Origin of the sequence: Mycobacterium asiaticum, assembly GCF_001673635.1 — a bacterium.
Taxonomy (GTDB): domain Bacteria; phylum Actinomycetota; class Actinomycetes; order Mycobacteriales; family Mycobacteriaceae; genus Mycobacterium; species Mycobacterium asiaticum_C.
The window spans coordinates 79,415-104,244 of sequence record NZ_LZMH01000046.1; the positions used below are offsets into that span (position 1 = coordinate 79,415).

The following is a 24,830-nucleotide window of genomic DNA, read 5'->3' on the forward strand; positions in this document are numbered from 1 at the left end:
CGAGGGTATTACGCCGAGCGGACCGGATTGGCGACGGGCCTGGGAAACAACGGCCGCAGCGCCGCCGGCGGCCGGAACGGCGTCCAGGTCCCGGCCGGCTGGGCCAGCCGGTCCGCGATGGCCCAGATGGTCGCCGGATGGTGCCCATAGCCGATGTGGCTGCTCAACACCGCGATGTTCTCCGCGCGCTCGGACGACGCGTCGATGCAGGTCTGCCAGGCCACCATGCCGTCGTAGCGCGAGTAGATCGAGCTCGACGGCACCGGTAGGGGTTCGTTCTCGCTCGCCAGCGGCAGCTCGTGCCGCTCGGCGTGCAGCCGCGCGAACAGGTTGAAGCTTGCGGTGGCGCGCGACTGGCCGGCGTGCTGCATCCGGTACGGGCTGCCCAAGGTGATCACCTGGCGGACCGCCGCCGGATTACGGCGGGCCAACCGGCGCGCAAAGATGCCGCCCAGGCTCCAGCCGATCAGGCTGACGGGCGCGTCGTATCGGGTGTGCAGCTCGTCGAGCAGGTCGTAGATGCCCGCCACCACCTTGGGAGTCGGGCCGATATTGACGCCCAGGCCCCACCCGTGGGCCCGATATCCGAGCCGGGTCAACACCCGGCGCAGCGTGTACGTGGTGCCGTCGCCGGCGAGTAGACCCGGCAGCACCAGCACGGGGTGCCGATCTCCTACCGGCAGCTTGTGCTGCAGCGGCAGCACGCTGAGCAGCTGGCCGTACTCGACCACCGCACGCGGAATGTCGGTGAGGTAGAGCCCCAGCGGGGGCGCGGAATCGATTGTCCCGGCTGTCACCATCGTCACGCCTCCTCGTCCCAGATCTTCATCAGGGTGGCCAGGATCTCCTCACCACGGCCGAGCCCGGCGAGGTGGCTTTCCTCGGGCAGATGGAACAACTCGGCGTTGGGCAGCCGCGACACCGCATGCTCCCCGTGCGCGAACGGGATGATGTGGTCGTGGTCGCCGTGCCACCAGCGCACCGGCACTTTCACGTCTTCGAGCCGGAAGCCCCAGTCCCGGGCGAACAGGATGACGTCGTTGAACGGCGCGGCCAGCTGTTTGCGGCTGCCGTTGAGCAGGTCGTCGAGGAACATCGCCTTGAACTCGGGCCTGTTCAGCAGGTGCCGGTCGGCTTGCGGGGACAGCAGCGCGTAGACGTCGAGCGCCGGGGAGGCGATCGGCCGCACCGCTTGGATCAGCAGGCTCGCGCCGACGCGCAGCGGGCTGCCGCCGAATTTCAGCAACGGCGCGACGCGCAGACCCAGGTCCATGGCTCCGCCCCTGATCGCATCGGGCCCCTGCGTCGGCGCGACACCGCCGAGCACCCCGACGGCCACGACGCGCTCAGGCAGTCCGGCGGCGCAGGCCAGCGTGTAGGGGCCGCCGCCGGACAGGCCGACCACCGCCATCTTCTCGATGCCCAGCGTGTCCGCGATGACGCGCAGGTCGTCGGCGAATGCCGAGAGGGTCTCGTACCGATACGGGGTCGACGAGCCGATGCCCGGGCGATCGACGCCGATCAGGCGGACGTTGTGGTGCTCGGCGTAGACCCGCGCCTCGGTCGGGATCTGCCGGCGGGCCCCCGGGGTGCCGTGCAGCCAGAAGACCGCGCGCCCCTGCGGCGCACCGAACTCCGCGAAACCGATTTGCCGACCTTCACCTACGGCGATGTTTCCTTCGAGCTTGGGTCGGTCGATCGCGACGGCCATGCCGGGCAACCTTTCGTCATCGGATACATTGTTGCATCCGATATCATAACAGTGCCGAGCCGACCTTCCGGTGCTAATCCGCGACCCCGCGTACTTGGGATCGGTAGCGACCCCCACCGGGTGAGCTTGCCGCATGAAAAGGCTCCGGATCCCGGCGCTGCTCGTCGCGTCGACGTTCGCGGCTGCGGCCAGCTGTCCTGTCGTCGGGCACGCGGACGACTCCGCCCCACCCTGCCAGTCCGGACAGGTGGTGGTCGGAGCCTCCCGCACGCAGGCCGCCGCGACGCATCGAGCCGTGCTGCTCACCTTCGAGTTGGCGTCCTATGCACCGCCATGCACGGTCACCGGCTACCCCGGAGTCGACTCGGGAATTGGGGGTCCACAACTGCAGGCACAGCGAACCCTGCGCGGATACCTAGGCGGCCTGCCCACCAGCGTCGGGGAGCCACCGACGATCACCCTGGCCAAGTCGAGCCCCGCGTACGCGGTGGTGGAAAGCGTCGCCGTCGACGGGACCGGCGGTCCGTGCCCCAGCTACTCCTCGCTGCGCGTAACTCCGCCGGACAACACCGATACGCAGGATGTGCCCGTGACTATCGACGGTTGCGCGTTGCAGGTGCACCCGATCGGGAGCGGGCTTTGACTCTCAGAGCGGCACCCCGATCGCCATCGGCTCCATGTACTGATGCAACCCGCCGATGCCGCCGCCTTCGCGGCCCAGGCCGCTCAGCTTGAAACCGCCGAACGGCGCGGCGCCGGGGCCGACGCCGTTTACGGCGATCTGGCCGGTACGGATGCGGCGGGCGACGCCCACCGCCCGGTCCACGTCCCCGCCGTACACCGCGCCGGACAGGCCATAGCGTGAGTTGTTCGCGACGGCGACCGCGTCGTCGTCGTCGCGGTAGCGGATCACGCTCAGCACCGGCCCGAACACTTCTTCCTGTGCGATCACGGAATCGGGCTGCACCCCGTCCAGGATTGTCGGCTCGAAGTAGTAGCCGACGTCCAGGCCCGCCGGCCGGCCACCGCCGGTGACCAGCCGAGCGCCGTCGTCGAGCGCCCCGGCGACGTGCGCCTCGACCCGCCCGCGCTGCGCGTCGCTGATCAGCGGGCCCATCTGCACGTCGGGATCGGTCGGATCCCCGACCTTGACCGCCCGGGCCAGCGCGGCAAGCCGGTCGACCACGTCGTCGTGCAACGAATCCGGCAGCAGCAGTCGGCTGTGCAGGATGCAGGCCTGCCCGGCGTGCAGCGAGCAACAGTCGAACAGCATCTGTTGCAGCATCTCGTCGGTAACCTGCGCGTCGTCCAGGATGATGCACGCCGACTTGCCGCCCAACTCCAGCAAGAGGCGCTTGAGCGTGTCGCCCGCGGCCGACATGACCTGGCGTCCGACAACCGTGCTGCCGGTGAAGCTGACCATGTCGATGCGGGGATCGGTGGTCAGCAGCCTGGCGGCGTCGACTCCCGATGGGGTGACGACGTTGACCACACCCGGCGGGAAATCGGTGTGCTCGTCGATGATCCGCGCCAGCGCCAGGCCGGCGAGCGGGGTGAGCGGCGACGGCTTGAGTACGACGGTATTCCCAGCCGCCAGCGCGTGATTGAGCTTCATGACGTTCAGGCAGTGCGGGAAATTCCACGGCGTCAGCACCGACACGACACCGAGCGGTGCGTGGCGAAGCAAGGTGGTGCCGGCGCCGATGCCGGTGATTTCCTCGTCAGCCAGCTGGGTGGCGAGTTGAGCGGCGTGCATGGACATGAACGCGGCGCCGTCGACCTGCATAATCCGTTCGTTGGCGATGCAGCCCCACTCCAATTGCGACAGCGCGAAGAATTCGTCGGCGTGTTTGAGCAGCGCGTCGCCGAGTTGGCTCAGGCAATTGGCGCGGTCAGCGGCGGTCATGTCCGCCCACGGCCCTTCGTCGAAGGCGCGGCGCGCGGCGCCGATCGCCGCACCGACCTGTTCAGCGCTTGCGTCCGGGGCGGTGGCGATGACCTGCTCGGTGGCCGGCGAGATGTCTTCGTAGCGACCGTTTTCCGGTTCGACCCACCTCCCGTCGATGTAGAGCTGGTAGGTGTCGATCAGTCCCGGGAGTTCCGTAGCTTGTGGCGCAGTCATCTGCTTCCTCACCCCAACGTCGGTCATCTATCCCCTTGGTGTACACCCGCGGGACTCGGGCGTCAATCGTCTATCTGCTGAAATACGGACTAAATCAACGGCAGTGTGTCCTTGTTGACACGGACATCCGGCGCAGAGTAGACACGATGCGCAGGACACTTTTTATTAATGTGTCGGATCGGAGGACCGCTCGCCGTGCACACCGACACTCCCCTGCATTCCCCTGACTTCTACGCCGGCGACCCGTACCCGGCCTACCGGGAGCTGCGGGCGAACTCGCCGGTGCACTGGAACGACGTCACCCATTTCTGGGCGTTGCTCAAGTACGAGGACATCCGCTACGTGTCCAGCAACCCCGCGCTGTTCACCTCGACCAAGGGCATCTCGATACCCGACCCCCAGATGCCCAACCCGGTGCAGGAGGGTGCGCTGATCTTCACCGATCCGCCACGGCACCGGCAGATGCGCAAATTGATCAACTCGGGCTTCACCCGGCGGCGGGTTGCGGTACTGGAGCCGAAGATCCGCGAGATCGTCCGCGGCATCCTCGATGGGGTCGAGGCCGGCTCCGTGCACGAATTCGCCGAGGAGATCGCCGCCCCGCTGCCGACCCGCATGATCGCCGAACTGATCGGCGCGCCCGCGGAGGACTGGGAACAGTTCCGTGCCTGGTCGGACGCGGCCACCGGTACCGCCGACCCGGAGATCGAACTGGACTCGTTCGTGGCGATCGGCCAGCTCTTCGAGTATTTCCAGAAGCTGATCGCGGCCCGGCGCCAGGAACCGCGCGACGACTTGTTGTCGGTGCTGGCCGAGTCGGAGATCGATGAACATCGCCTCACCGACGAGGACCTGCTGAACTTCTCCTTCCTGTTGTTGGTGGCCGGCAACGAAACCACCCGCAACCTGATCGCGCTCGGCACGCTGGCGTTGATCAACCACCCCGACCAGTGCCGTCTGCTGGTGGAAGACCCGACGCTGATTCCCAGCGCGGTGGAGGAGATGCTGCGGTGGAACAGCCCCGTCGTCAGCATGTCGCGCGTCGCGACCGCCGATGTCGAGATCCGGGGCCAGCTGATCCGGGCGGGTGATGTGGTGACCATGCTGTACGGCTCGGCCAACCGCGACGAGGACGTATTCGGCTCCAACAGCGAGGAATTCGACGTGCGACGCCATCCCAACCCACACATCGCCTTCGGCTGCGGTGAACATTCCTGCATCGGAGCGCAATTGGCGCGGCTGGAGGCGACCGTGTTCTTCGACGAATTCCTGCGCCGGTTCCCCAAGCTGGAGCTGGTGGGCGAGGTTGACCGGATGAAGGCCACCATGGTGCCCGGGGTGAAGCGCATGCCGGTGCGGCTGGGGGTCTGAGTCGATGGATCTCGAGTACACGCCGGAACAGGAAGAGCTGCGGGCCGAGATGCGTGCCACGCTGCAGCAGGTCATGACCCCCGAACGCGTCGCTGCGATCGCCGAGAACATCGAGGGCGGTCCGGCAGTGCGCGACTGTGTGCGCGCATTGGCGGCGGCCAACCTGCTCGGCGTCGGATGGCCCAAAGAATATGGCGGGCGCGGGTTCTCGGCGATCGAGCAATTCATCTTCTCCGAAGAGGCGCGCCGGGCGGGTGCCCCCATTCCGCTGGTGACGCTCAACACCGTGGGCCCGACGTTGATGCAGCGCGGGACCGAGGAACAGAAGCAGAAGTTCCTGCCGGCGATCCTGGACGGCAGCGTCGAGTTCGCTATCGGTTATTCCGAGCCGGGAGCGGGCAGCGACCTCGCGTCGATCCGCACCACCGCGGTACGCGACGGCGACGAATACGTGATCAACGGCCAGAAGATGTTCACCAGTGGCGCGGCGTATGCGGACTACGTCTGGCTGGCCGTGCGTACCGATCCGAATGTCAAGAAGCACAAGGGGATTTCGATCCTCATCGTGCCGACCTCCTCGCCGGGGTTCTCCTGGCAGCCACTGCACACCATGCCCGGTATCTCCACCTTCTACACGTTCTACGACAACGTGCGGGTTCCGGTCAGCGCGCTGGTCGGTGAGGAGAACCAGGGCTGGCAGCTGATCACCACCCAGCTGAACTTCGAGCGGGCCGCACTGGGCAACCTCGGCGCACTCGAGCCGCTCTTCGAGAAGACCCTGCATTGGGCAACCACGACCGAGCTCGACGACGGCCGCGTGATCGACCAGCCGTGGGTCCAGCTCGCGCTCGCCCGGGTCGAGGCTCAGGTCGCCGCATACAAACTCGTCAATCTGCGGGTGAACGCGGCGATGACCAAGGGGGTGTTGAACATGGGTGAGGCATCGGCGGCCAAAGTGTTCGGCACCGAGCTCACCCAGCAGGTCGCCCGGCAGCTGCTGGAAGTGCTCGACGGCAACGGGGTACGCAAGGGTGCGGATGCTCCCCTGCGCGGTGCGCTGGAGACGGCGTACCGACAGGCGGTGATCAACACCTTCGGCGGCGGCGCCAACGAGATCCAGCGCGACATCATCGCCATGGCCGGGTTGGGCATGCCACGCGCCCCTCGTGACCTGCGGGCCACCACGAAATAGCAAGGAAGGCAGGGTAGATGACAGACACCGAGCTGCTGAGCAAGGTGCGGGCGCTCGTCGGGCAACCGACCGGCGGGAGCGGAAAAGCTTCGGTGGCACCGGATCCGGTCAACCAGCCGATGATCCGGCACTGGGCCTATGCGCTCGCCGACTTCAACCCGGTCTACATCGATCCGGAATACGCAGCGACGTCCCGGTTCGGCGGCATCGTCTCGCCGCCGGTGATGCTGCAGACCTGGACGATGCCCGCGCCCAAGCTCGAGGGCATCGGTGAGCGCGGCGGCGCGCCGATGGAGATCAAGTCGAACCCGACGGCGTTCCTCGACGAAGCCGGTTACACCAGCACGGTGGCCACCAACTCGGAATTCGAAATCGAACGCTACCCACGGCTGGGCGACGTGATCAGTGCGACGACGGTCTACGAGTCGGTGTCCGACGAGAAGACCACGGCGCTGGGGACGGGGTTCTTTTTGACCTGGCTGACCACCTACACCGACCAGCACGGTGAGGTGCTGGGCCGGCAGCGTTTCCGGGTGCTCCGATTCAGGCCGGCGAAGTGATGGCCACGCGACTGCCTCCGACGATCAGCGCGGACACCAAGTTCTTCTGGGATGGTTTGCGCGACAACAAACTTCTGATCCAGCAGTGTGACGGCTGCGGCACGTTGCGCCATCCGCCTCGACCGATGTGCCCGCACTGCCGGTCCCTGGACTGGGCGGCGATCGAGTCGAGCGGCCGGGGCACCGTGTACAGCTACGTGATGCCGCACCAACCGCGGTTTCCGTTTTTCGACTATCCCTATGTCGTGGCGCTGGTCGAACTCGAGGAGGGGCTTCGCCTGGTGTCCAACCTGACCGACATCGACCCGGCCGACATCACCGTCGGGCTGCCGGTCGAGGTCTATTTCCAGACGTTCGACGGAGACCTTGTCCTGCACCAATTTCGGCCGCGGGGGTAGACGCCATGGATTTCACGTTCACCGAAGAGCAGGAGACCATCGCCAAACTCGCCCGCGACCTGTTCGAACGCCGCGCCACCCCAGAGCGGCTCACCGAGCTGGAAGCCGGTGATGTCCGGTACGACGAGGCGCTGTGGAAGGAACTGGCCGCCGTCGACCTGCTCGGCACCGCATTGCCGGAATCGGTGGGCGGTAACGGCGGCGGATTCGTCGAACTCGGCGTCCTGCTCGCCGAGGTCGGCTGGAGTGTGGCCCCCGTTCCCGCCTACGCCACGCTGGTACTTGGCGCCGACCCGATCGCCCGGCACGGGACCGCCGAGCAGCAACACCGGTTTCTGCCCGATGTCGTTGCCGGCAAACGCATCCTGACGGCCGCGCTGGCCGAGCCTGGCCGCTCGGACCCGACCCGCCCGTCGACCACCGCACGACGCGACGGGCCGAACTGGCGACTGGACGGGACCAAGGAATTGGTGCCGGCCGCCCAACTCGCCGACACGGTGCTCATCCCGGCCCACACCGACGATGGCGACATCGGACTGTTCCTGCTCGCGACCGACGCGAACGGGGTGGACATCCGTCCGGCCAAGACCACCCACCGCGAGCCGCACGCCGACGTATCCCTGGATGGTGCAACGGTTTCCGATGATGACCGGCTGGCCGGCGGGATCGACTCGCTGTACACGCGCGCCCTGATCGCCTTGTGCGCCATTCAGCTCGGTGTCGCGGATCGCGCGTTGCACATCGCGGCCCGCTACACCACCGAGCGCGAGCAGTTCGGCCGGCCTATCGGTAGCTTCCAGGCGGTACAGCAACGGATGGCCGACGCCTTCATCGACGTCGAGGCGATCCGGTGGACGACCTGGCATGCGGCGTGGCTCGTTGCCAACGGACGCCCGGCCGATCGGGCGGCGCGCATCGCGAAGTTCTGGGCCGGTGAGGCCGGCGCGCGAGTCGCGGCCACGGCCCAGCAGGTCCACGGCGGCATCGGCATCGACACCACCTATCCCCTGCACCGCTACTTCCTGTGGGCGAAGTACAACGAGCTCATCCTCGGTTCGGCGTCCCAGCAACTTGCCCATCTCGGCGCGACGTATTCGGAAGGACTCGCATGACGACCACCGCCACCCCGACCCGGAAAACCTTGGCGTGGCAGGATATCTCGGAGGGTGACGAGGTCACCCCGCTGGAGGTCCCGATCACCACCACGATGATCGTCGCGGGCGCGATCGCGTCGCGTGACTTCATGCCGGTCCATCACGACCGTGACTACGCCAACAAGCAGGGCTCGCCGAATCTGTTCATGAACATTCTGACCACCAACGGGTACTGCGTGCGGTTTCTCACCGACTGGGCGGGACCCGAAGCGATGGTCAAGAAACTGTCGATTCGCCTTGGCGTGCCGAGCTTTCCGGACGACCCACTGCGTTTCACCGGCTCGGTGACCGGTAAGACCGAGGGCACGGGTGGTGAGAATTTCGTCGAGGTCACGTTCCAGGGCGCCAACAGTCTCGGCAACCACGTCTCGGGCACCGCGGTGCTCAGCCTGCTCGACGAGACCTCGGAAGGGGGCCAGGCGTGAGCAGCACGCTGCCCGGCGCCGCGGCGATCGCCGGGATCGGTCAGACCGAATTCTCCAAGGAATCCGGCCGCAGTGAACTGCAATTGGCCTGTGAAGCGGTGAGCGCCGCGCTCGACGACGCCGGGTTACAGCCCAGCGACGTCGACGGCATGGTCACCTTCACCATGGACTCCAGCGACGAGATCGACATCGCGCGCAACGTCGGCATCGGTGACCTGAGCTTCTTCAGCCGGGTGCACCACGGCGGCGGGGCGGCCGCCGGCACCGTGGTGCACGCCGCGATGGCGGTCGCCACCGGTGTCGCTGACGTGGTGGTGTGCTGGCGTGCCTTCAACGAGCGTTCCGGTTTCCGGTTCGGCGGCAGCGGACGCACCAGCGCCGAAACGCCGTTGTTCATGGCGCATTACGCGCCGTTCGGGCTGATCACTCCGGCCGCGTGGGTTGCCATGCACGCCCAGCGCTACATGTCGACTTACGGCGTCACCAACGAGGACTTCGGCCGCATCGCGGTGGTGGACCGTGCGCACGCGGCCCGCAACCCGGATGCGTGGTTCTACGAACGGCCGATCACGCTGGAAGACCACCAGAATTCGCGGTGGATCGTCGAACCGGTGTTGCGTCTGCTGGACTGCTGCCAGGAGAGCGACGGCGGCGTCGCGCTGGTGGTGACCAGCGCCGAACGAGCACGAGACCTTCGCCAGCCGCCGGCGATCATCACCGCCGCGGCCCAGGGCGCGGCCGCCAACGGCGAGATGATGACGAGCTACTACCGCGACGACATCACCGGGCTCCCCGAGATGGGTGTCGTGGCAGATCGGTTGTGGCGCGATTCCGGCCTCAAGCCCCAGGACATCCAAACTGCGTTCATCTATGACCATTTCACGCCGTTCGTGTTCACCCAGCTGGAGGAACTCGGCTTCTGCGGGCGCGGCGAAGCCAAGGATTTCGCCACCGTCGAGCGGCTGTCACTCGGCGGCGAGTTCCCGATCAACACCAACGGCGGACTGCTCGGTGAGGCTTACATCCACGGCATGAACGGCATCACCGAAGGTGTTCGTCAGGTGCGGGGCACTTCGTACAACCAGGTGGAGAATGTCGAACACGTGCTGGTGACGTCGGGGACGGGCGTGCCCACCAGCGGACTGATTCTCGCCAGATCCGACTAGATCCGCTGATGACCCAGGCGACCTCCACCGAAACACGTGAGCTCATCCTCGAGTCCGCGTATGCCTGCTTCCGCAAGCACGGGTTACTCAAGACGACGATCGTCGATATCGCCCGCATGGCCAACGTCTCCCGCAGCACGATCTACGAATACTTCCGGGACAAGGGTGAGATCTTGGAGGCTTGCGCCGAGCAGGCCTCCGAGCAGTTCTACCGGGAGATGTCCCGGGCCATGGCCCGCGGCGGCTCACTGGAGGAAAAGCTCGCCAATGCAGCGGTTTTCGTGACACAAGCACGACGGGCGATCGCGTCGGAGGAATACTTCGACGAGGATGCGATCAGCCTGCTGCTCACCAAGGACGCGGCAGTGCTGCTGCGGGAATGCATCGACTTCTTCGCGCCGTATCTGTCGGCGGCCAAGCTCACCGGCGAGGTCCGCAAGGATCTCGATGTGCAGGCGGCCGGTGAATGGTTCGCGCGAATCCTGTTTTCGCTCTTCAGCACCCTGTCCCCGGTCCGGGATATGGACGACCCCGACGTGGTGGCCGAATTCGTCAATTCGTTTGTGGTGCGCGGCTTCGCCGCCGAACGTGCGCGGCCGCGGCGCTGAGCCACCTAAGCTCCTAGGGCCCGCAGAAAGAATCCCAAATTCGCCGGTCGCTCGGCCAAGCGCCGCATGAAATACCCGTACCACTCGGTGCCGAATGGCACGTACACCCGCACCTGATTGCCGGTGCCGGCCAGACGTCGCTGCTCGTCGTCGCGGATGTTGTAGAGCATTTGATATTCGAAATCCGTTTGACTGCACCTGAATTCGCGAGCCAGGCGCGGGACGGCTGCAAGAATCAGCGGATCGTGCGAGGCGACCATCGGATACCCGCGACCTGCCATCAACACCCGTAGGCAGCTTAGGTAGGAGTCGGTGATCTCATCGCCGGCCCGGTAGGCCACCGATGCGGGTTCGTCATAGGCGCCCTTGCACAGTCGCACCCGGGCTCCGACGGTGGCCAGCTCTTCGCAGTCGCCGCGGGTGCGCCGCAGGTAAGCCTGCAGCACCGTGCCGAGCCAGGGGAAGTCGACCCGCAGGTCACCGGAGATCGACAACGTCGAGTCTGTTGTGGTGTGGTCTTCGGCGTCCACCGTCACCCATACGCCGACCTGATTGGCCCGCTCGCAGATGGTCCGCGCGTTGTCCAGCGCGATTTTCTGACCGTCGCGATCCAGCGCCTGCCCCAGCGCCGAGAGCTTGACCGACACTTCCAGCGGACGGACCCCGCCGGTTGGCGAGTCCGCGCCCAGCGCGTCGAGTAGGTCCAGATAGGCCCGCACCGTAGTTTGGGCGCCGTCGACGTCGGTAACGTTCTCACCCAGGAAGTCGACGCTGACCGAGCGGCCGGAATCACACAGTGCGGCAACGACAGTCAGTGCTTCGGGGATGGTTTCCCCGGGCACGAACCGGTGCACCACTCGCCGGGTGAGCGTTGACCGCTGCAGGGCACGGCGCAACCCGTCGGCCCGGCCGGCGGCGAGCAGGGCCGGCCGCACGGTGTGGGCGAACAGGCCGCTCATCATTCGGCCGCCATATGCGGGTAGGTGTGGTCGGTGGCCGGCACGAATGTCTCCTTGATGGTGCGCGCCGACGTCCAGCGCAGCAGGTTCAGCAGCGAGCCGGCCTTGTCGTTGGTGCCGGATCCGCGTGAGCCACCGAACGGTTGACGCCCGACCACCGCCCCGGTCGGCTTGTCGTTGATATAGAAGTTGCCCGCCGCGAACCGCAGTCGCTGCAGCGCCGCGCCGACGGCCGCGCGGTCGTCGGCGATCACCGCCCCGGTCAGCGCGTACCGCGAGCCGGTGTCGACCACATCGAGGATCCGCTCGTACTGGTCATCGGGGTAGATGTGCAGTGCCAGCACCGGACCGAAATACTCGGTGGCGAACGCCTCGTCGGTGGGGTCGTCGGACAGCAACACGGTGGGCCGCACGAAATACCCTTCGCTGTCGTCGTATTCGCCGCCGACCGCGATGGTCATGCCGGGCGCGCCTTTGGCCCGTTCGATGGCGTCGACGTTCTTGACGAAGGCGCGTCGATCGATCAGCGCGCCGCCGAAGTTCGACAGGTCGGTGACGTCACCGTAGCTGAGTTCTGCTGTCTTGCTCAGGAATTCGTCACCCAACCGCTGCCATACCGAGTGCGCGACGAAGGCTCTGGACGCGGCCGAGCACTTCTGGCCCTGGTAGTCGAAGGCGCCGCGAATCAGCGCGGTGCGCAACACCTCCGGTCGCGCCGAGGCGTGCGCGACCACGAAGTCCTTGCCGCCCGTCTCACCGACGAGCCGCGGGTAACTCTGGTAATGACCGATGTTGGCGCCGACCTCCCGCCACAGGTGCTGGAAGGTGGCGGTCGACCCGGTGAAGTGGATGCCGGCCAACCGCGCGTCATTTAGCGCCACATCCGAGACGGCCAAACCGTCGCCGGTGAGCATGTTGATCACGCCCGGCGGCAATCCCGCGGCTTCGAGCAACTGCATCGTCAGGTAGGCCGACAGGGTCTGCGTAACAGACGGCTTCCACACCACGGTGTTGCCCATCAGCGCCGGTGCCGTCGGCAGATTGGCGGCGATCGAAGTGAAGTTGAACGGGGTGATCGCGTACACGAAGCCGTCCAACGGCCGGTAGTCACTGCGGTTCCATTCCCCGGGCCCGCTGATCGGCTGCTGCGCCAGGACCTTGCGGGCGAAGGCGACGTTGAACCGCCAGAAGTCGATCTGTTCGCAGGGTGCGTCGATCTCGGCCTGATACACCGACTTGGACTGGCCGAGCATGGTTGCGGCTGCGATCTTTTCCCGCCACGGCCCGGCCAGCAGATCGGCCGCCCGCAGGAACACCGCGGCACGTTCCTCGAATGGCGTGGCGGACCAGTCCGCCTTCGCGGCCATCGCGGCCTCGATGGCTGCGGACGCGTCGGCGTGCACGGCGTTGGTCAGGGTCCCTAACTTCGCCGCATGCCGGTGCGGCTGAACCGCGTCGATCCGTTGCCCCTCGCCCATGAGGTGCCGTCCGGCAATGACGTGCGGCAGGTCAATCGGATTCTCGGCCAGCGCCGCCAATTCGCTGCGCAGTCGGTCGCGCTCGGGTGAGCGCGGCGCGTAGTCGTGCACCGGTTCGTTGACCGGCGTCGGCACCTGAATGATCGCGTCCATATGGCCAGGATCCGCTGGTAAAGACCCGCAACCGTTAGCTGATCCCACAATATGGACTACTCGTCCTAGTAGAATCCGACAACATGGTCCAGCCGGGTATCAGCCTCGGGAGACTGTTGCTCGCCCTCGACGCAACGATGGTGAGCCTGGTCGAGGCGCCGCGCGGCCTGGACCTGCCGGTTGCATCGGTGGCCCTGATCGACTCGGACGACGTGCGGTTGGGTTTGGCGGCCGCGGCCGGCTCGGCGGACGCCTTCTTCTTGTTGGGGGTCTCGCAGGCCGAGGCGTTGCGCTGGATCGGAAACCAGGTCGACGCCCCGGTCGCCGTCTTCGCCAAGGAACCGTCGGAGGCGTTGACCGCAGCGGTGGTTCAGGCCGGGTCCGCGGTGGTCGCGGTGGAGCCGCAGGCCCGCTGGGAGCGGGTATACCAGCTGGTCAACCACGTACTTGCGCACCACGGGGGCGCCGATCCGCAGGAGGACTCCGGCACCGACCTGTTCGGTCTGGCGCAGTCCCTGGCCGATCGAATCCACGGCATGGTGAGCATCGAGGACGGGCAGTCACATGTGCTGGCTTACTCGGCATCCAACGACGAAGCCGACGAACTTCGGCGACTGTCGATTCTCGGTCGGGCCGGGCCGCCCGAGCATTTGCAGTGGATCGGCCAGTGGGGCATCTTCGACGCGCTCCGGGCCGGCGACGAGGTGGTGCACGTCGCCGAACGGCCGGAGCTGGGATTGCGGCCGCGCCTGGCCATCGGCATTCACCAGCCCGCCGAGGGCCCGCGGCGCTCACCGGTGTTCATGGGCACGATCTGGGTGCAACAGGGACTACAGCCGCTGGCCGACGACGCCGACGAGATGCTGCGGGGCGCGGCGGTGCTGGCCGCGCGCATCATGGCCCGGCTCGCCGCCAGGCCGTCGACGCATGCCCGACGAGTGCAACAACTATTCGGCCTGCGCGAGGACGATGCCGTCGACATGTCCGCGATCGCACGCGACCTCGGCTTGGGCATGGAGGCAACCGGTGCGCTCGTCGGCTGGGACTCGACGGCGAGCAATGCTCGATTGACCGATGCTTTGGCGTTGAGCGCGAGCGCATTTCGCCGGGACGCCCAGATCGCGTCGAACCGTTCCAGGATCTACGTGCTACTGCCCCAGGTGACCTCAAGCCGGTCACTGCACTCCTGGGTCCGCGGCACCATCGCCGCCCTGCGCACCGAGCTGGGCGCGCATTTGCGCGCGGTGATCGCCACCCCGATCGCCGGACTGGCCGCGGTGGCCGCGGCGCGCGCCGAGGTGGACCGGGTACTGGACAGCGCCGCACGCCATCCGGTCTCCATCGGTCAGGTCACCTCGCTGGCCGAAGCGCGGACCACCGTGCTGCTGGACGAGATCGTCACACTGATCGGCAATCATCCCCGGCTCGTCGACCCGCGGATAGGTGAGTTGCGCGAACGGGATCCGGCGCTGGCCGAAACCTTGCGGGTCTACCTCGACAGCTTCGGGGACGTCGCCACGGCCGCGCAGGCGTTGCAGGTACATCCCAACACGGTGCGCTACCGGATTCGGCGCATCGAGCAGCTCTTGGCGACTTCCTTAGCGAATCCCGATGTGCGGTTACTGTTTTCGCTCGGGCTGCGGGTTGATGTCGACTAGCGCGAAGGTGCGGACCCGGCCGGGCACCGATGCGTGGCACATGGACAGCAGCGGTTCGGACATCTCTTCGACCAGAACGACTTCCACCGGGCCGGCTTCGCCGCCGAGCAAAACTCGGATCTGGTGTTCGCCGCGCTGGACATCGAGCGGTGACAACGCGGCAATACGGTCCTCTCCGGACGCCGCCCGCACAAAGTACTGCGCGGCCTGGACCGCGTGCGGCAGGCTGGTGCGTCCCCGCAGAAACCTATTGTCCAGTCGCCCGTCGAAGTACAACCGGACGAGTCCGGCGGCATCGGCCGAGTCGACGCGCCCATAGCACAACCCCTCGGGCAGGACCAGCATGGTTGCGGCGAACCGGTCGCCACCCAGATGCGAACACTCCCAGGTCAAATCGGGATATTCCGCGGCGATCGCGGCGGTCGCGGCGCGACCACGAACCGCGCAGCACTGATCGTGCTTGCCATGGGCACAGACCGCGATGAGCGGAACCGTGGAAGGCCGGCCATCGGAACCGTCGAGCGCGATGTCGAGATACTCTTCGGGCCCGCTGACCTCGCCGTGATGCAACTCCTCCGCACCCTCGTCCGACCGCGCCAGGAACCAGCGCCATCGGGGCTGCGCGGAACGGCGGCCGGGCCTGCGTATCGCGGCGACCCGCATCCCCGCTGCCTCGACGCGGCGGGCGATCGCCCGGCCCAATTTTGGGTCGAGGATCGTCTCGGAATTCAGAAACGCCGAATGTCCCCAGGCGCCCGGTACTTCGAACATGGCCCACGCATGCCCCGCCGATGCCGTGCCGTACATCACGTCGTTGCGAGCCAGCGATTGGTCACTACACGGGGAACGCTTCCCAGCGGCCATTCCCGCTCATTCCCGTCCTGGCGCGGGTGATACGACGGCCTCGCGCAGCAACCGCCGAATCAGCACCGTCGCGTCGTCGCGGTTCAGACCAGGTGTGGAACCCGCGTCGATGCTCGCTCCTTCGTGCAGTGCCCGGATCGCCGGCGCGCACGACTGCGGGAAGCTGATGATCCGGTCCGGGAGTCGCAGAACCACACGGCCACCGTCGTTTTCGATCGTTCCGGCCAGCCCGTGCCGCCACCGAACCGATGTGCTACCGGCCGACTCCGCCGCCACCAGGGCGGCCAGCGGTCGGACCGGGGCCGGCCGGGTGCGCTGCGCGTGGCGCCGCATCAACCGCGTTGCCGCTTGCTCGCCGATCTCGGTCGCGTTGTGGCGCATCGACTCGGCCACCTCGGCCATGACTTTCGTTGCCAGTGCTGCCATTTCGTCGCGGTCGGTGGGATCGGCCCCCAGCGGCAAGGACCGGCGGAACTCGCTGGAGGTGGCCAGGGCGTCCACCACCGCCTGCATCACGTCCAGCCGGGTCACCGGGGCGACGCCCACGGTGAGATGGATCGTCGTCGAATCGGTCGAGTGCGCCGAATGCACCCAGCCCCGCGGCAGATACAACGCGTCGCCGGCGGCCAGCACGGTGTCGATGACCGGCTCCCCGGCGGCGCGTTCGGCGATTGCCGCACGGTGGTCGGTCCACGGCTGCGACGGCAGCGGGTCCGGATGCACGGGCTCGTGCACGACCCACCGCTTCTCCCCCGCGATCTGCAGCACAAAGACGTCGTGCACGTCGTAGTGCGGATCGAATCCGCGGCTGTTCGGCGGCGTGATGTAGGCGTTGGCCTGCACCGGGTGACCCAGGTCGTCGACCATACCGCGGACGAAGTCGATGACGGGCGGCCACAGGCGATGCAATCCCTGCAGCACGATCGTCGCACCGGCCGCGAACTGGTTCAGCACCTTCGCCGAGTCCACCTGGTCGGGCATCTCGGCGCCGAATCCGCCCGGGCCGAGATAGCAGTCCCGCGCCAGCAGGTCGCCGCGTTTGGCCATCCGGATGAACGGCGCGCGGACCCCACGTTCGGCGATCAGCTCATCCACCGCCGACGGGGACAGCAGATCGCTGAAGTCCCGGGGCAGGGCGCCGGCCCGGCTGAGCAACGGCCGGCGCCCCCAGTGGTCAGCGGCGAACGATTCGAGACCAGTGGCGACGCAGCGAGTCAGCATCGCCGATCGTTCACGCCGTTCCGTCCGCACCGCCGTCGTGACCCTCCGGGTTCGACCCGCCGTCGGCCGGGCCTTCGCCCGCGGTACCGTCCGCGCCGCCGTCGTGGCCCTCCGGGTTCGACCCGCCGTCAGCTGGGCCTTCGCCCGCCGAACCGTCCGCGCCGCCGTCGTGGCCCTCGGGGTTGGAGCCGCCGTCAGCCGGGCCCTCCCCGCCGTTGCCCGTGGTGGTGATGTCCTCGTCGTCGAGTGGCATGGTGATTCCCTTCGTTTCGCTGCGAGACTGCTGCCTTTAGGTTGTTTCCCCCGGATTCGACGGCCAAACGGCGAAACACCGGCCAATTCCCGAATCTCTTACTGCCGCAACATCGACCGTGGCACGCACAGTCGGCAAGGGTTATCTTCAGCATGAGGCTAAGTGGCTGTGTTGCACACGTTTTCACTGCCGCTAGGCTGCGTGGGTGGCCGATCATCCGTCGTCGTACCTGGTGCTGGCGTCGCAGCGCAGCGGCAGCACGCTGCTGGTGGAATCCCTGCGTGCCACGGGCGTGGCCGGCGAGCCGCAGGAGTTCTTCCAGTACCTGCCTACCACCAGCCAGTCCCCGCAGCCGCGGGAGTGGTTCGCCGACGTCGACGACGAGTCGATCCTGGCCCTGCTCGATCCATTGGACGAAGGAAAGCCGGACCTCGCACCGCCCGAGATCTGGCGGGACTACATCCGCACCGTCGGCCGCACCCCGAACGGCGTGTGGGGTGGCAAGCTGATGTGGAATCAGACGCCGCTGCTGCTGGAGCGGGCGGCCGGCCTGCCCGACCGATCCGGTGACGGCCTGCTGTCCGCCATCCGCGACGTCGTCGGTGAAGACCCGCTGCTGATCCACATCCATCGCCCCGATGTGGTATCGCAGGCGGTGTCGTTCTGGCGCGCCGTGCAGACCCGGGTGTGGCGGGGCAGACCGGACCCGGTACGAGATGCCCGTGCCACCTACCACGCCGGGGCGATCGCCTACGTCGTCAAGATGCTCCGCGCCCAGGAAGAAGGCTGGCGGAACTGGTTCGCCGAGGAGAACGTCGAGCCGATCGAAATCTCTTACCCGGTGTTGTGGCGCAACCTGACTCAGGTGGTCGCCGACATCCTGGAGCGGCTGGGTCTGGACCCGCGTCTGGCACCCGAGCCGGTACTGCAGCGCCAGGCCGACCAGCGTTCCGACGAGTGGGTGGACCGCTACCGGGCGGATGCGGAGAAGGAAGGATTACCAACATGACCGTCCAGGTAGAGACACGCCGCGTCGACGAGCTGCGGCTGCTGGAAGCCGAGGCGGTGCACATCATCCGCGAAGTCGTCGCCGAACTGGAGCGGCCCGTTCTGCTGTTCTCCGCGGGCAAGGACTCGATCGTCCTACTTCGCCTGGCGGAGAAGGCGTTTCGTCCGATTCCGTTGCCGTTCCCGGTCATGCATGTCGACACCGGCCACAACTTCCCCGAAGTCATCGAGTTCCGCGACCGCCGAGTCACCGGCCAGGGCCACAAATTGATCGTCGCTTCCGTCCAGGAATCGATCGACAAAGGCCGGGTGCCGGACCCGGGTCCCGGCGCGTCGCGCAACCGGGCACAGACCCGCACGCTGCTCGACGCACTGGAGGAGGGCGGATTCGACGCGGCGTTCGGCGGTGCCCGCCGCGACGAGGAACGTGCCCGCGCCAAGGAACGGATCCTCAGTTTCCGCGACGAATTCGGCCAGTGGGACCCGCGCGCCCAGCGGCCCGAGCCGTGGACGCTGTACAACGGCCGGATCAAAAAGGGCGAGCAGGTCCGGGTGTTCCCGTTGAGCAACTGGACCGAGCTCGACATCTGGCGCTACATCGAGTTGGAAGACCTTGAGATACCGTCGATTTACTACGCGCACGAACGCGAGGTCTTCGAACGCGACGGCATCCTGCTGGCGGTCTCCGAGTACGCCAGTCCCCAGGACGGTGAAACGGGCAACACCGAATGGGTGCGCTACCGCACCGTCGGCGACCTGACCATCACCGGAGCGGTGCGGTCCAAGGCCACCGATATCAGCGGTGTCATCCGGGAGATCTCCGCGGCCACAGTGTCCGAGCGCGGCGAGACCCGAGCCGACGACCGCACATCGGCGGCTGCGATGGAAGATCGTAAGCGAGAGGGCTACTTCTGATGACTGCCTCCGATCAGACTGAGAAGGTCGAGAAAATCGTCCACCCCAAGGGCGTGACGCGGCAGCTGCTGCGCATCACCACCGCCGGTTCGGTGGACGACGGTAAGAGCACGCTCATCGGTCGGCTCCTGCACGACACCGATAGCTTGCCGCTGGACCACCTGGAAGCGGTCACCGACGAAGAGGGGGTGGCCGACCTCGCCGCGCTCTCGGACGGGTTGCGCGCCGAACGCGAGCAGGGCATCACCATCGACGTCGCCTATCGCTTCTTCTCCACCGAAACCCGTAGCTACATCCTGGCCGACACACCCGGCCACGAGCGCTATACCCGCAACATGTTCACCGGCGCCTCCAACGCGCACGTGGCGATCCTGCTGGTCGACGCCCGGGCCGGGGTGCTGCGGCAGACCCGCCGGCACGCCCGCATCGCAAAGTTGTTGGGCATCAATCACTTTGTCGCGACCGTGAATAAGATCGACCTGGTCGACTTTGACGAAGGCGCGTTCCGGAAAGTCGCGGAACAACTGGACCAGGTAGCCGGTCGCCTCGGCGAGGTCGACATCACCGTCATCCCGATCGCCGCCAAGCACGGCGACAACGTCGTGCACCGCTCCGATCGCACCCCGTGGTACGACGGCCCAACCCTGCTCGAGTATCTGGAAGGCGTCGAGTTGGCCGCGCCACAGGCAGAGGCTTCGCGACTGCGACTGCCGGTGCAGTGGGTCTCGCGGCCCACCGACAATGTGCGCCGCCGCTACACCGGACGGCTCGCGGCCGGCACGCTGAGCGTCGGTGATTCGGTGGTGTCGCTGCCGGCCGGCACCCGCTCGGAAGTGACGGCTCTGGACACGCTGGACGACGAGCGCACGACTGCCGTTGCGCCGCTGTCTGTTTCGATCGAGTTGGCGGACGACATCGACGTGGGTCGCGGCGACGTGTTCGTCAGTGGGGCCGAGGACGCCGCGCTGCCGGTGCTGGCGCGCGAAATCGACGCCAACGTGTGCTGGTTCATCGACTCGCCGCTGCGCGCCGGTGACCGGCTGGCGCTGAAGCAGACCACCAAGACCGTGCGAGCGACCGTCCAGGAGTTGCACTCGCGACTGGATCCCGAGACACTCGACGAGTTGGACCAGCCGGTCGAGTTGACGCTCAACGACATTGGCACGGTGACGCTACGGACCAGCTCGGTGATCATCGCCGACCCCTACGACGACAACCGCGACAGCGGCTCGTTCATCCTGATCGACGAGACCAGCAACGACACCGTCGGCGCCGGCACCGTCATCGAGGCGCGCGAGGTCAAGCCGGGAACGCATGCTCGCACCGACATTCGTTGGCATCCTTCGGCGTTGGACCGCAAGCATCGCTGGCAGGCCACCGGGCAGCCCGGTGCCACCATCTGGTTCACCGGCTTGCCCGCGTCCGGCAAGTCGACCGTCGCGGTCGCGGTGGAGCGCGCGCTGGTGGAATCCGGCCGGATGGCTTACCTTCTGGACGGCGACAACCTGCGGCACGGCCTGTCCGACGATTTGGGCTTCTCCCCCGGTGACCGCACCGAAAACATCAGGCGGGTAGGGCATTTGACCCGGTTGCTGGCAGATGCCGGCGTGGTGGCACTGGCATCTCTGGTCTCACCGCTGAAGTCGGATCGGGAGACCGCGCGGGCCCTCAACGACGCCGCCAAGCTTCCGTTCATCGAGGTGCACGTCGCCACGTCATTGCAAGAGTGCGAAAAGCGGGACCCCAAAGGCCTTTATGCGCGAGCCCGCAAGGGTGAGCTGAAGGGCCTGACCGGCGTGGACGCACCCTACGAGCCGCCGGAAGAGCCGGATCTCGTGCTGGACACCGCCGGTGCCGACATCGACGAACTCGCGGCCAAGGTCATCGAGTTGCTCAACGAACGCAGCCCGCGGCCCGGGAACTAGATTCAGCGCGATCCAATTGCTTGGTCTGATTGGGCTGGCACGAAACCATTCTGGGAATGCATAGGGTTTCACTGGACTGGTGGGCGACTCTGCTCGCCGGGTTGGTCGTGGTGCTGGCGGCGGCCGACGTGCTGCCTCGGATCCCATGGTGAGCGACGTCGGCGTCGCAGCCGACGACACGACCACCGACGACGCGTTCACCAGTCGTCGGCCATTGGATTATGTCCCGGGCGTCCTGCTCCTGATCGGCGTCGGGGTGTTGGGCAAGTACGCCCAGATCTGGTGGAATGCGGCGGCCAAGCGGCAGCACTGGACCCTGCCGGACATCGAGTACGTCCTGTGGGCCATCCTGATAGGCGTGCTGATCGCCAACACCGTTGGGCTGCACCGCATATTCCGGCCAGGGGTGCTGACCTACGAGTTCTGGCTGAAGATCGGGATCGTGCTGCTGGGTTCGCGATTCGTGCTGGGTGACATCGCGAAGCTGGGCGGGACCAGCCTGGTGCAGATCCTGGTGGACATGACGGTCGCGGGCACCATCATCCTGCTCGCGGCCCGCGCGTTCGGGTTGTCCGGCAAGCTCGGCTCGCTGCTGGCTATCGGGACCTCCATCTGCGGGGTGTCGGCCATCGTTGCCGCCAGAGGCGCGATCCGCGCCCGCAACTCCGACGTCAGCTACGCGATCGCCGCGATCCTGGCGTTGGGCGCGGTGGCACTGTTCGCCCTGCCGCCGCTCGGTCACCTGATCGGGCTCAGCGACTACGAATTCGGTTTGTGGGCAGGATTATCGGTGGACAACACCGCCGAGACGACCGCCACCGGTTACCTGTACTCCGAGCAGGCCGGCAAGATCGCCGTGCTGGTCAAGTCGACGCGGAACGCGCTGATCGGCTTCGTCGTGCTGGGTTTCGCGTTGTACTGGGCTGCCCGCGGGCAGGCCGATGAGATCGCGCCGAGCGCACGGGCCAAGGCGGCGTTCATCTGGGCGAAATTCCCCAAGTTCGTGTTGGGCTTCCTCGCCGTCTCGGCGATCGCGACGCTCGGCTGGTTGAGCAAGGGGCAGACCGCCAACCTGGCCAACGTGTCGAAATGGGCGTTCCTGTTGACCTTCGCCGGGGTCGGCCTGAATACCGACATCCGCCAGATCACCCGAACCGGTTGGCGCCCACTGCTCGTCGCGATCGTTGGTCTGGTCGTCGTGGCGACGGTCTCGCTCGGGCTGGTTCTGCTGACGTCCCGCGTACTTCATTGGGGTGTCGCCGTCTAGCGTTTTCTCTGGTGATTAGGCCGGGGAGCGTGCGATGCTTTTGCCGTGTCCTCGCTGTTTGCGGCGCCGGAATTGATGGCGGTGGCGGCCACGGATTTGGCGGCCATCGGTTCGACGCTCCGCGCCGCGCACGAGGCCGCGGCCGCCCCCACCCTGGCAGTTCTGCCGGCCGCGTCCGACGAAGTGTCGGCGGGTATCGCGCATCTGTTCTCCGAGCACGCCCAGGAATACCAGGGGCTGGCCGGGCAGGTGGAGACGTTCCATGACCGGTTGGTCCGGCAATTGACCGGCAGCGCAATGGCTTACGCGAGCGCTGAGGACACCAATGTTGCCTTTCTGCAAGCGCTGGAAGCATTTGTAACTTCGGTGTCTCGTGCGATCTCCGGGGCGATCGACGCCGCGATAAATCAATTCGTCGACTTCGTGTCGTACCTGTTGTCGCTCGCGTTCCGGCCCATCTTCTATGCGCTCCTGGGACCCATCCTCGATCTGTACACGCACGTGGTGGTGCTGGCGCTGTATGCAGCCTTGTATGGGGCGCTCACCGGCGCGTGAACGAATAACTCCCCGTGCGGATCAGACCCGTTCCATATAGAAGTAGGCGTAGCGACCATTGTCGAGGGCGTTCTTGCCGTTCATAATCCCCAGCACGGCGTGGTCGTCAATCTTCTTGAAATGGTCGTGGACGGGCTGCTGGTCGAAAATCATCGTCGCCGTTACCTCACCGCGGAATTCCACCATCCATAGGCTGGCTTCGCCGTTTTCGGTGTTGAAGAACTTGTTGCCGTCGGCATCGAGGCAAACCAGCGGCTGCGCGTCTGTAGCGGAATTGAAGGTCTTGCCGAACCAGTTGATCTGGGCCAAAGTTCCATTCTCACGGTGGCCGGTATCGAACTCGCCGCCTTGCCATTCGCCGATCATGAAGTCAATGGTGGCCGTCTCCAGGGAAGCCCAGAATTCGTCGAGGTCCGCGTCGGGAATCAGCATTCGCTGCGGCCCGGTGACCAGGCGCTGTCCGGCGCGCTCCTTGAGCTCGTTGAATTTGTCGCGGGCCGCGCTGGCCGTCGTGTCGCGCGTTTGGTTGGTGATGGTTGAAATGTTCATGGCAACGATTGTTGATCCGGGGCAGCCGTCGCACTAGCGGCAATGTCTTTGTAGGGGTACAAGCTTGTTTTGTAAGTCCTTTGCGGTCTTTGTCCACAGTTGGGCTTTTATCCACAGTTCGTGATTTGGCCGGGGCTGCGGCGGTGCCGTATCACTAGTATCGAACCTATGTTCGACGACGTGGATGATGCGGGCCTGGTTGATGCCATGGTCGCCGGCGCAGCCGCGGAATCGATCGCCGCCGCCGGGCGGTTGAGCGCGATCGCCGAACTGGTCGCCCGCCACGGCGAGGGACCCCCCGACAGCGCCCACTGGTCCTGCGACAACTGGGACATGCTCGCCGCCCAAGTCGCCGCCGCCCTCAACATCAGCCACGCCAAAGCCTCAGCCCAGATGTATCTGGCCTGCGCCCTGCGCCACCGGCTCCCCCGCGTGCAGGCCCTGCTGGCCGCCGGCACCATCACCGTGCACCTGGCCAGCACCATCGTCTGGCACACCGACCTCATCGACGACCCCGCCATCCTGGCCCGCATCGATGCCGCCCTGGCCGCCGACGCCACCCGCTACGGGCCCCTCTCAGCCCCCAAGACCGCCACCGCCATCGACGCCCTGATCACCCGCCACGACCCCGCCGCCGCACGCCGCACCCGCACCGCCCACCGCGGCCGCGACGTCATCATCACCCCCGCCAACAACACCGGCACCGCCACCCTCTGGGGCACCCTGTCCGCCCTCGACGCCGCCCTGCTCGACCGGCGCCTGCAAGACATGGCCCGCGGCGTGTGCGGGGCCGACCCCCGCACCCTGGGCCAACGCCGCGCCGATGCCCTCGGCGCCCTGGCCGCCGACGGCACCCACCTGGCCTGCACCTGCGGCGACCCCGACTGCCCCCACCGCGACCGGGTAGATGCCCGCGCCCAAGCGGTGCTCATCCACGTCGTCGCCGATACGGCCAGCGTGGCCGCCCAACCCGACCCGCTCCACCACGGCGACCTCCCGGAAGCCACCCCCGACTTCGGGCCACAGCCTGACCCCGAACCCCAACCCGCCACCGGCTACAACCCCGCCTCCCTCGACGGCGGCTACACCCTGCCCGCCCCCCTGCTGGCCGAACTGATCGCCGCCGGCGCCACACACACCCCCCTCGGCAGCTTCGCCCACACCACACCCGAACCCCGCTACCGCCCCTCGCCCGCCCTGCAACGCTTCATCCGCTCCCGCGACCTGACCTGCCGCTTCCCCGGCTGCGACGCCGACGTCGCTCACCATGGGATCCGAGGCAGCACCTCGGCCGCCGCCAGCACCACGACCAGCCCGG

Annotated in this window: 25 protein-coding genes; 16 read left to right on the forward strand and 9 right to left on the reverse strand. The window is 66.9% G+C overall.

Features of this window, described 5'->3' with window-relative positions:
- Nucleotides 1-8 precede the first annotated feature (8 nt).
- Both A5645_RS14065 and A5645_RS14070 read right to left on the reverse strand, forming a co-directional pair.
- Nucleotides 9-800: an esterase/lipase family protein gene (locus A5645_RS14065; protein WP_065129931.1), complete on the reverse strand. Its 792-nt coding sequence runs from the start codon at nucleotides 798-800 to the stop codon at nucleotides 9-11.
- Nucleotides 801-802: 2 nt separating this feature from the next.
- Complete coding sequence (locus A5645_RS14070) at nucleotides 803-1,711, reverse strand: alpha/beta fold hydrolase (protein WP_065036588.1); 909 nt, start codon at nucleotides 1,709-1,711, stop codon at nucleotides 803-805.
- A gap of 133 nt (nucleotides 1,712-1,844) precedes the next feature.
- Between A5645_RS14070 and A5645_RS14075 the strand changes: the two genes are divergently transcribed.
- Nucleotides 1,845-2,354, forward strand: coding sequence for a DUF4232 domain-containing protein (locus tag A5645_RS14075; RefSeq protein ID WP_081288343.1), 510 nt, complete (start codon nucleotides 1,845-1,847; stop codon nucleotides 2,352-2,354).
- Nucleotides 2,355-2,357: 3 nt separating this feature from the next.
- On the opposite strand, the gene A5645_RS14080 is transcribed toward A5645_RS14075, so the two are convergent.
- Nucleotides 2,358-3,833, reverse strand: coding sequence for an aldehyde dehydrogenase family protein (locus A5645_RS14080; protein ID WP_065129957.1), 1,476 nt, complete (start codon nucleotides 3,831-3,833; stop codon nucleotides 2,358-2,360).
- Between the two features lie 168 nt (nucleotides 3,834-4,001).
- Between A5645_RS14080 and A5645_RS14085 the strand changes: the two genes are divergently transcribed.
- From A5645_RS14085 to A5645_RS14120, 8 genes are read left to right on the forward strand one after another with little or no spacing between them, the layout of a single operon-like run.
- Complete coding sequence (locus tag A5645_RS14085) at nucleotides 4,002-5,204, forward strand: cytochrome P450 (RefSeq protein WP_065129932.1); 1,203 nt, start codon at nucleotides 4,002-4,004, stop codon at nucleotides 5,202-5,204.
- A gap of 4 nt (nucleotides 5,205-5,208) precedes the next feature.
- Nucleotides 5,209-6,396 (forward strand): acyl-CoA dehydrogenase family protein, encoded by a 1,188-nt coding sequence (locus A5645_RS14090; RefSeq protein ID WP_065129933.1) that lies wholly within the window; start codon nucleotides 5,209-5,211, stop codon nucleotides 6,394-6,396.
- Between the two features lie 17 nt (nucleotides 6,397-6,413).
- Complete coding sequence (locus tag A5645_RS14095) at nucleotides 6,414-6,956, forward strand: FAS1-like dehydratase domain-containing protein (protein WP_065037486.1); 543 nt, start codon at nucleotides 6,414-6,416, stop codon at nucleotides 6,954-6,956.
- Nucleotides 6,956-7,354 carry a Zn-ribbon domain-containing OB-fold protein gene (locus A5645_RS14100; protein ID WP_065129934.1) on the forward strand — a complete coding sequence of 133 codons (399 nt, stop codon included), beginning with the start codon at nucleotides 6,956-6,958 and terminating at the stop codon, nucleotides 7,352-7,354. The genes A5645_RS14095 and A5645_RS14100 overlap by 1 nt, the downstream gene beginning before the upstream one ends.
- Before the next feature lie 5 nt (nucleotides 7,355-7,359).
- A complete protein-coding gene (locus A5645_RS14105) occupies nucleotides 7,360-8,466 on the forward strand; it encodes an acyl-CoA dehydrogenase family protein (protein WP_065129935.1) in 1,107 nt (368 codons plus the stop codon).
- Nucleotides 8,463-8,933, forward strand: a complete 471-nt coding sequence (locus A5645_RS14110) for a MaoC family dehydratase (RefSeq protein WP_065037489.1) — start codon at nucleotides 8,463-8,465, stop codon at nucleotides 8,931-8,933. The genes A5645_RS14105 and A5645_RS14110 overlap by 4 nt, the downstream gene beginning before the upstream one ends.
- The gene (locus tag A5645_RS14115) at nucleotides 8,930-10,099 is read left to right on the forward strand and encodes a lipid-transfer protein (RefSeq protein ID WP_065129936.1); all 1,170 of its coding nucleotides are present in this window, start codon (nucleotides 8,930-8,932) and stop codon (nucleotides 10,097-10,099) included. Before A5645_RS14110 ends, A5645_RS14115 begins: the two co-directional genes overlap by 4 nt.
- A gap of 5 nt (nucleotides 10,100-10,104) precedes the next feature.
- Complete coding sequence (locus A5645_RS14120; RefSeq protein ID WP_065129937.1) at nucleotides 10,105-10,707, forward strand: TetR/AcrR family transcriptional regulator; 603 nt, start codon at nucleotides 10,105-10,107, stop codon at nucleotides 10,705-10,707.
- Between the two features lie 5 nt (nucleotides 10,708-10,712).
- On the opposite strand, the gene A5645_RS14125 is transcribed toward A5645_RS14120, so the two are convergent.
- Together A5645_RS14125 and pruA are read right to left on the reverse strand one after the other, a co-directional pair.
- Nucleotides 10,713-11,666 (reverse strand): proline dehydrogenase family protein, encoded by a 954-nt coding sequence (locus tag A5645_RS14125; RefSeq protein WP_065129938.1) that lies wholly within the window; start codon nucleotides 11,664-11,666, stop codon nucleotides 10,713-10,715.
- Nucleotides 11,666-13,297, reverse strand: a complete 1,632-nt coding sequence (gene pruA / locus A5645_RS14130) for an L-glutamate gamma-semialdehyde dehydrogenase (RefSeq protein ID WP_065129939.1) — start codon at nucleotides 13,295-13,297, stop codon at nucleotides 11,666-11,668. Before pruA ends, A5645_RS14125 begins: the two co-directional genes overlap by 1 nt.
- Before the next feature lie 83 nt (nucleotides 13,298-13,380).
- Here pruA and A5645_RS14135 point away from each other — a divergent pair, with 83 nt between their 5' ends.
- Nucleotides 13,381-14,955, forward strand: coding sequence for a PucR family transcriptional regulator (locus A5645_RS14135; RefSeq protein ID WP_065129940.1), 1,575 nt, complete (start codon nucleotides 13,381-13,383; stop codon nucleotides 14,953-14,955).
- Here A5645_RS14135 and A5645_RS14140 read toward each other — a convergent pair.
- The 3 genes from A5645_RS14140 to A5645_RS14150 are packed head-to-tail and all read right to left on the reverse strand — an operon-like array spanning nucleotide 14,917 to nucleotide 17,293.
- The gene (locus A5645_RS14140; protein ID WP_065129941.1) at nucleotides 14,917-15,819 is read right to left on the reverse strand and encodes a ferredoxin family protein; all 903 of its coding nucleotides are present in this window, start codon (nucleotides 15,817-15,819) and stop codon (nucleotides 14,917-14,919) included. The genes A5645_RS14135 and A5645_RS14140 overlap by 39 nt on opposite strands.
- A gap of 6 nt (nucleotides 15,820-15,825) precedes the next feature.
- Nucleotides 15,826-17,040, reverse strand: coding sequence for a cupin domain-containing protein (locus A5645_RS14145; RefSeq protein ID WP_065129942.1), 1,215 nt, complete (start codon nucleotides 17,038-17,040; stop codon nucleotides 15,826-15,828).
- Between the two features lie 10 nt (nucleotides 17,041-17,050).
- Entirely contained in the window at nucleotides 17,051-17,293 is a 243-nt protein-coding gene (locus A5645_RS14150; protein WP_065033667.1) for a BatC protein, read from the reverse strand.
- 205 nt (nucleotides 17,294-17,498) lie between these two features.
- Between A5645_RS14150 and stf0 the strand changes: the two genes are divergently transcribed.
- The 5 genes from stf0 to A5645_RS14175 all read left to right on the forward strand — a co-directional run bounded on the left by stf0 (nucleotide 17,499) and on the right by A5645_RS14175 (nucleotide 22,963).
- On the forward strand, nucleotides 17,499-18,302 hold the full coding sequence (gene stf0, locus A5645_RS14155; RefSeq protein WP_065033668.1) for a trehalose 2-sulfotransferase: 804 nt from the start codon (nucleotides 17,499-17,501) through the stop codon (nucleotides 18,300-18,302).
- Nucleotides 18,299-19,216 carry a sulfate adenylyltransferase subunit CysD gene (cysD, locus tag A5645_RS14160; protein ID WP_065129943.1) on the forward strand — a complete coding sequence of 306 codons (918 nt, stop codon included), beginning with the start codon at nucleotides 18,299-18,301 and terminating at the stop codon, nucleotides 19,214-19,216. Before stf0 ends, cysD begins: the two co-directional genes overlap by 4 nt.
- Nucleotides 19,216-21,141: an adenylyl-sulfate kinase gene (cysC, locus tag A5645_RS14165; RefSeq protein WP_065129944.1), complete on the forward strand. Its 1,926-nt coding sequence runs from the start codon at nucleotides 19,216-19,218 to the stop codon at nucleotides 21,139-21,141. Before cysD ends, cysC begins: the two co-directional genes overlap by 1 nt.
- 148 nt (nucleotides 21,142-21,289) lie before the next feature.
- Complete coding sequence (locus A5645_RS14170) at nucleotides 21,290-22,408, forward strand: YeiH family protein (protein ID WP_366663764.1); 1,119 nt, start codon at nucleotides 21,290-21,292, stop codon at nucleotides 22,406-22,408.
- A gap of 45 nt (nucleotides 22,409-22,453) precedes the next feature.
- Complete coding sequence (locus tag A5645_RS14175) at nucleotides 22,454-22,963, forward strand: PE family protein (protein ID WP_065129946.1); 510 nt, start codon at nucleotides 22,454-22,456, stop codon at nucleotides 22,961-22,963.
- Between the two features lie 21 nt (nucleotides 22,964-22,984).
- On the opposite strand, the gene A5645_RS14180 is transcribed toward A5645_RS14175, so the two are convergent.
- On the reverse strand, nucleotides 22,985-23,512 hold the full coding sequence (locus tag A5645_RS14180; protein ID WP_065033673.1) for a DUF4334 domain-containing protein: 528 nt from the start codon (nucleotides 23,510-23,512) through the stop codon (nucleotides 22,985-22,987).
- 168 nt (nucleotides 23,513-23,680) lie between these two features.
- Between A5645_RS14180 and A5645_RS14185 the strand changes: the two genes are divergently transcribed.
- On the forward strand, nucleotides 23,681-24,830 hold a 1,150-nt coding region (locus A5645_RS14185; RefSeq protein WP_065129947.1), incomplete at its 3' end, for a DUF222 domain-containing protein.

Excerpts from the sequence above, each read along its gene's own strand:
- A5645_RS14065 (WP_065129931.1), bottom strand. The coding sequence starts at position 800 with ATGGTGACAGCCGGGACAATCGATTCCGCGCCCCCGCTGGGGCTCTAC.
- A5645_RS14070 (WP_065036588.1), bottom strand. The coding sequence starts at position 1,711 with ATGGCCGTCGCGATCGACCGACCCAAGCTCGAAGGAAACATCGCCGTA.
- A5645_RS14075 (WP_081288343.1), top strand. The coding sequence starts at position 1,845 with ATGAAAAGGCTCCGGATCCCGGCGCTGCTCGTCGCGTCGACGTTCGCG.
- A5645_RS14080 (WP_065129957.1), bottom strand. The coding sequence starts at position 3,833 with ATGACTGCGCCACAAGCTACGGAACTCCCGGGACTGATCGACACCTAC.
- A5645_RS14085 (WP_065129932.1), top strand. The coding sequence starts at position 4,002 with ATGTGTCGGATCGGAGGACCGCTCGCCGTGCACACCGACACTCCCCTG.
- A5645_RS14090 (WP_065129933.1), top strand. The coding sequence starts at position 5,209 with ATGGATCTCGAGTACACGCCGGAACAGGAAGAGCTGCGGGCCGAGATG.
- A5645_RS14095 (WP_065037486.1), top strand. The coding sequence starts at position 6,414 with ATGACAGACACCGAGCTGCTGAGCAAGGTGCGGGCGCTCGTCGGGCAA.
- A5645_RS14100 (WP_065129934.1), top strand. The coding sequence starts at position 6,956 with ATGGCCACGCGACTGCCTCCGACGATCAGCGCGGACACCAAGTTCTTC.
- A5645_RS14105 (WP_065129935.1), top strand. The coding sequence starts at position 7,360 with ATGGATTTCACGTTCACCGAAGAGCAGGAGACCATCGCCAAACTCGCC.
- A5645_RS14110 (WP_065037489.1), top strand. The coding sequence starts at position 8,463 with ATGACGACCACCGCCACCCCGACCCGGAAAACCTTGGCGTGGCAGGAT.
- A5645_RS14125 (WP_065129938.1), bottom strand. The coding sequence starts at position 11,666 with ATGAGCGGCCTGTTCGCCCACACCGTGCGGCCGGCCCTGCTCGCCGCC.
- pruA (WP_065129939.1), bottom strand. The coding sequence starts at position 13,297 with ATGGACGCGATCATTCAGGTGCCGACGCCGGTCAACGAACCGGTGCAC.
- A5645_RS14135 (WP_065129940.1), top strand. The coding sequence starts at position 13,381 with ATGGTCCAGCCGGGTATCAGCCTCGGGAGACTGTTGCTCGCCCTCGAC.
- A5645_RS14140 (WP_065129941.1), bottom strand. The coding sequence starts at position 15,819 with ATGGCCGCTGGGAAGCGTTCCCCGTGTAGTGACCAATCGCTGGCTCGC.
- A5645_RS14145 (WP_065129942.1), bottom strand. The coding sequence starts at position 17,040 with ATGCTGACTCGCTGCGTCGCCACTGGTCTCGAATCGTTCGCCGCTGAC.
- A5645_RS14150 (WP_065033667.1), bottom strand. The coding sequence starts at position 17,293 with ATGCCACTCGACGACGAGGACATCACCACCACGGGCAACGGCGGGGAG.
- cysD (WP_065129943.1), top strand. The coding sequence starts at position 18,299 with ATGACCGTCCAGGTAGAGACACGCCGCGTCGACGAGCTGCGGCTGCTG.
- cysC (WP_065129944.1), top strand. The coding sequence starts at position 19,216 with ATGACTGCCTCCGATCAGACTGAGAAGGTCGAGAAAATCGTCCACCCC.
- A5645_RS14180 (WP_065033673.1), bottom strand. The coding sequence starts at position 23,512 with ATGAACATTTCAACCATCACCAACCAAACGCGCGACACGACGGCCAGC.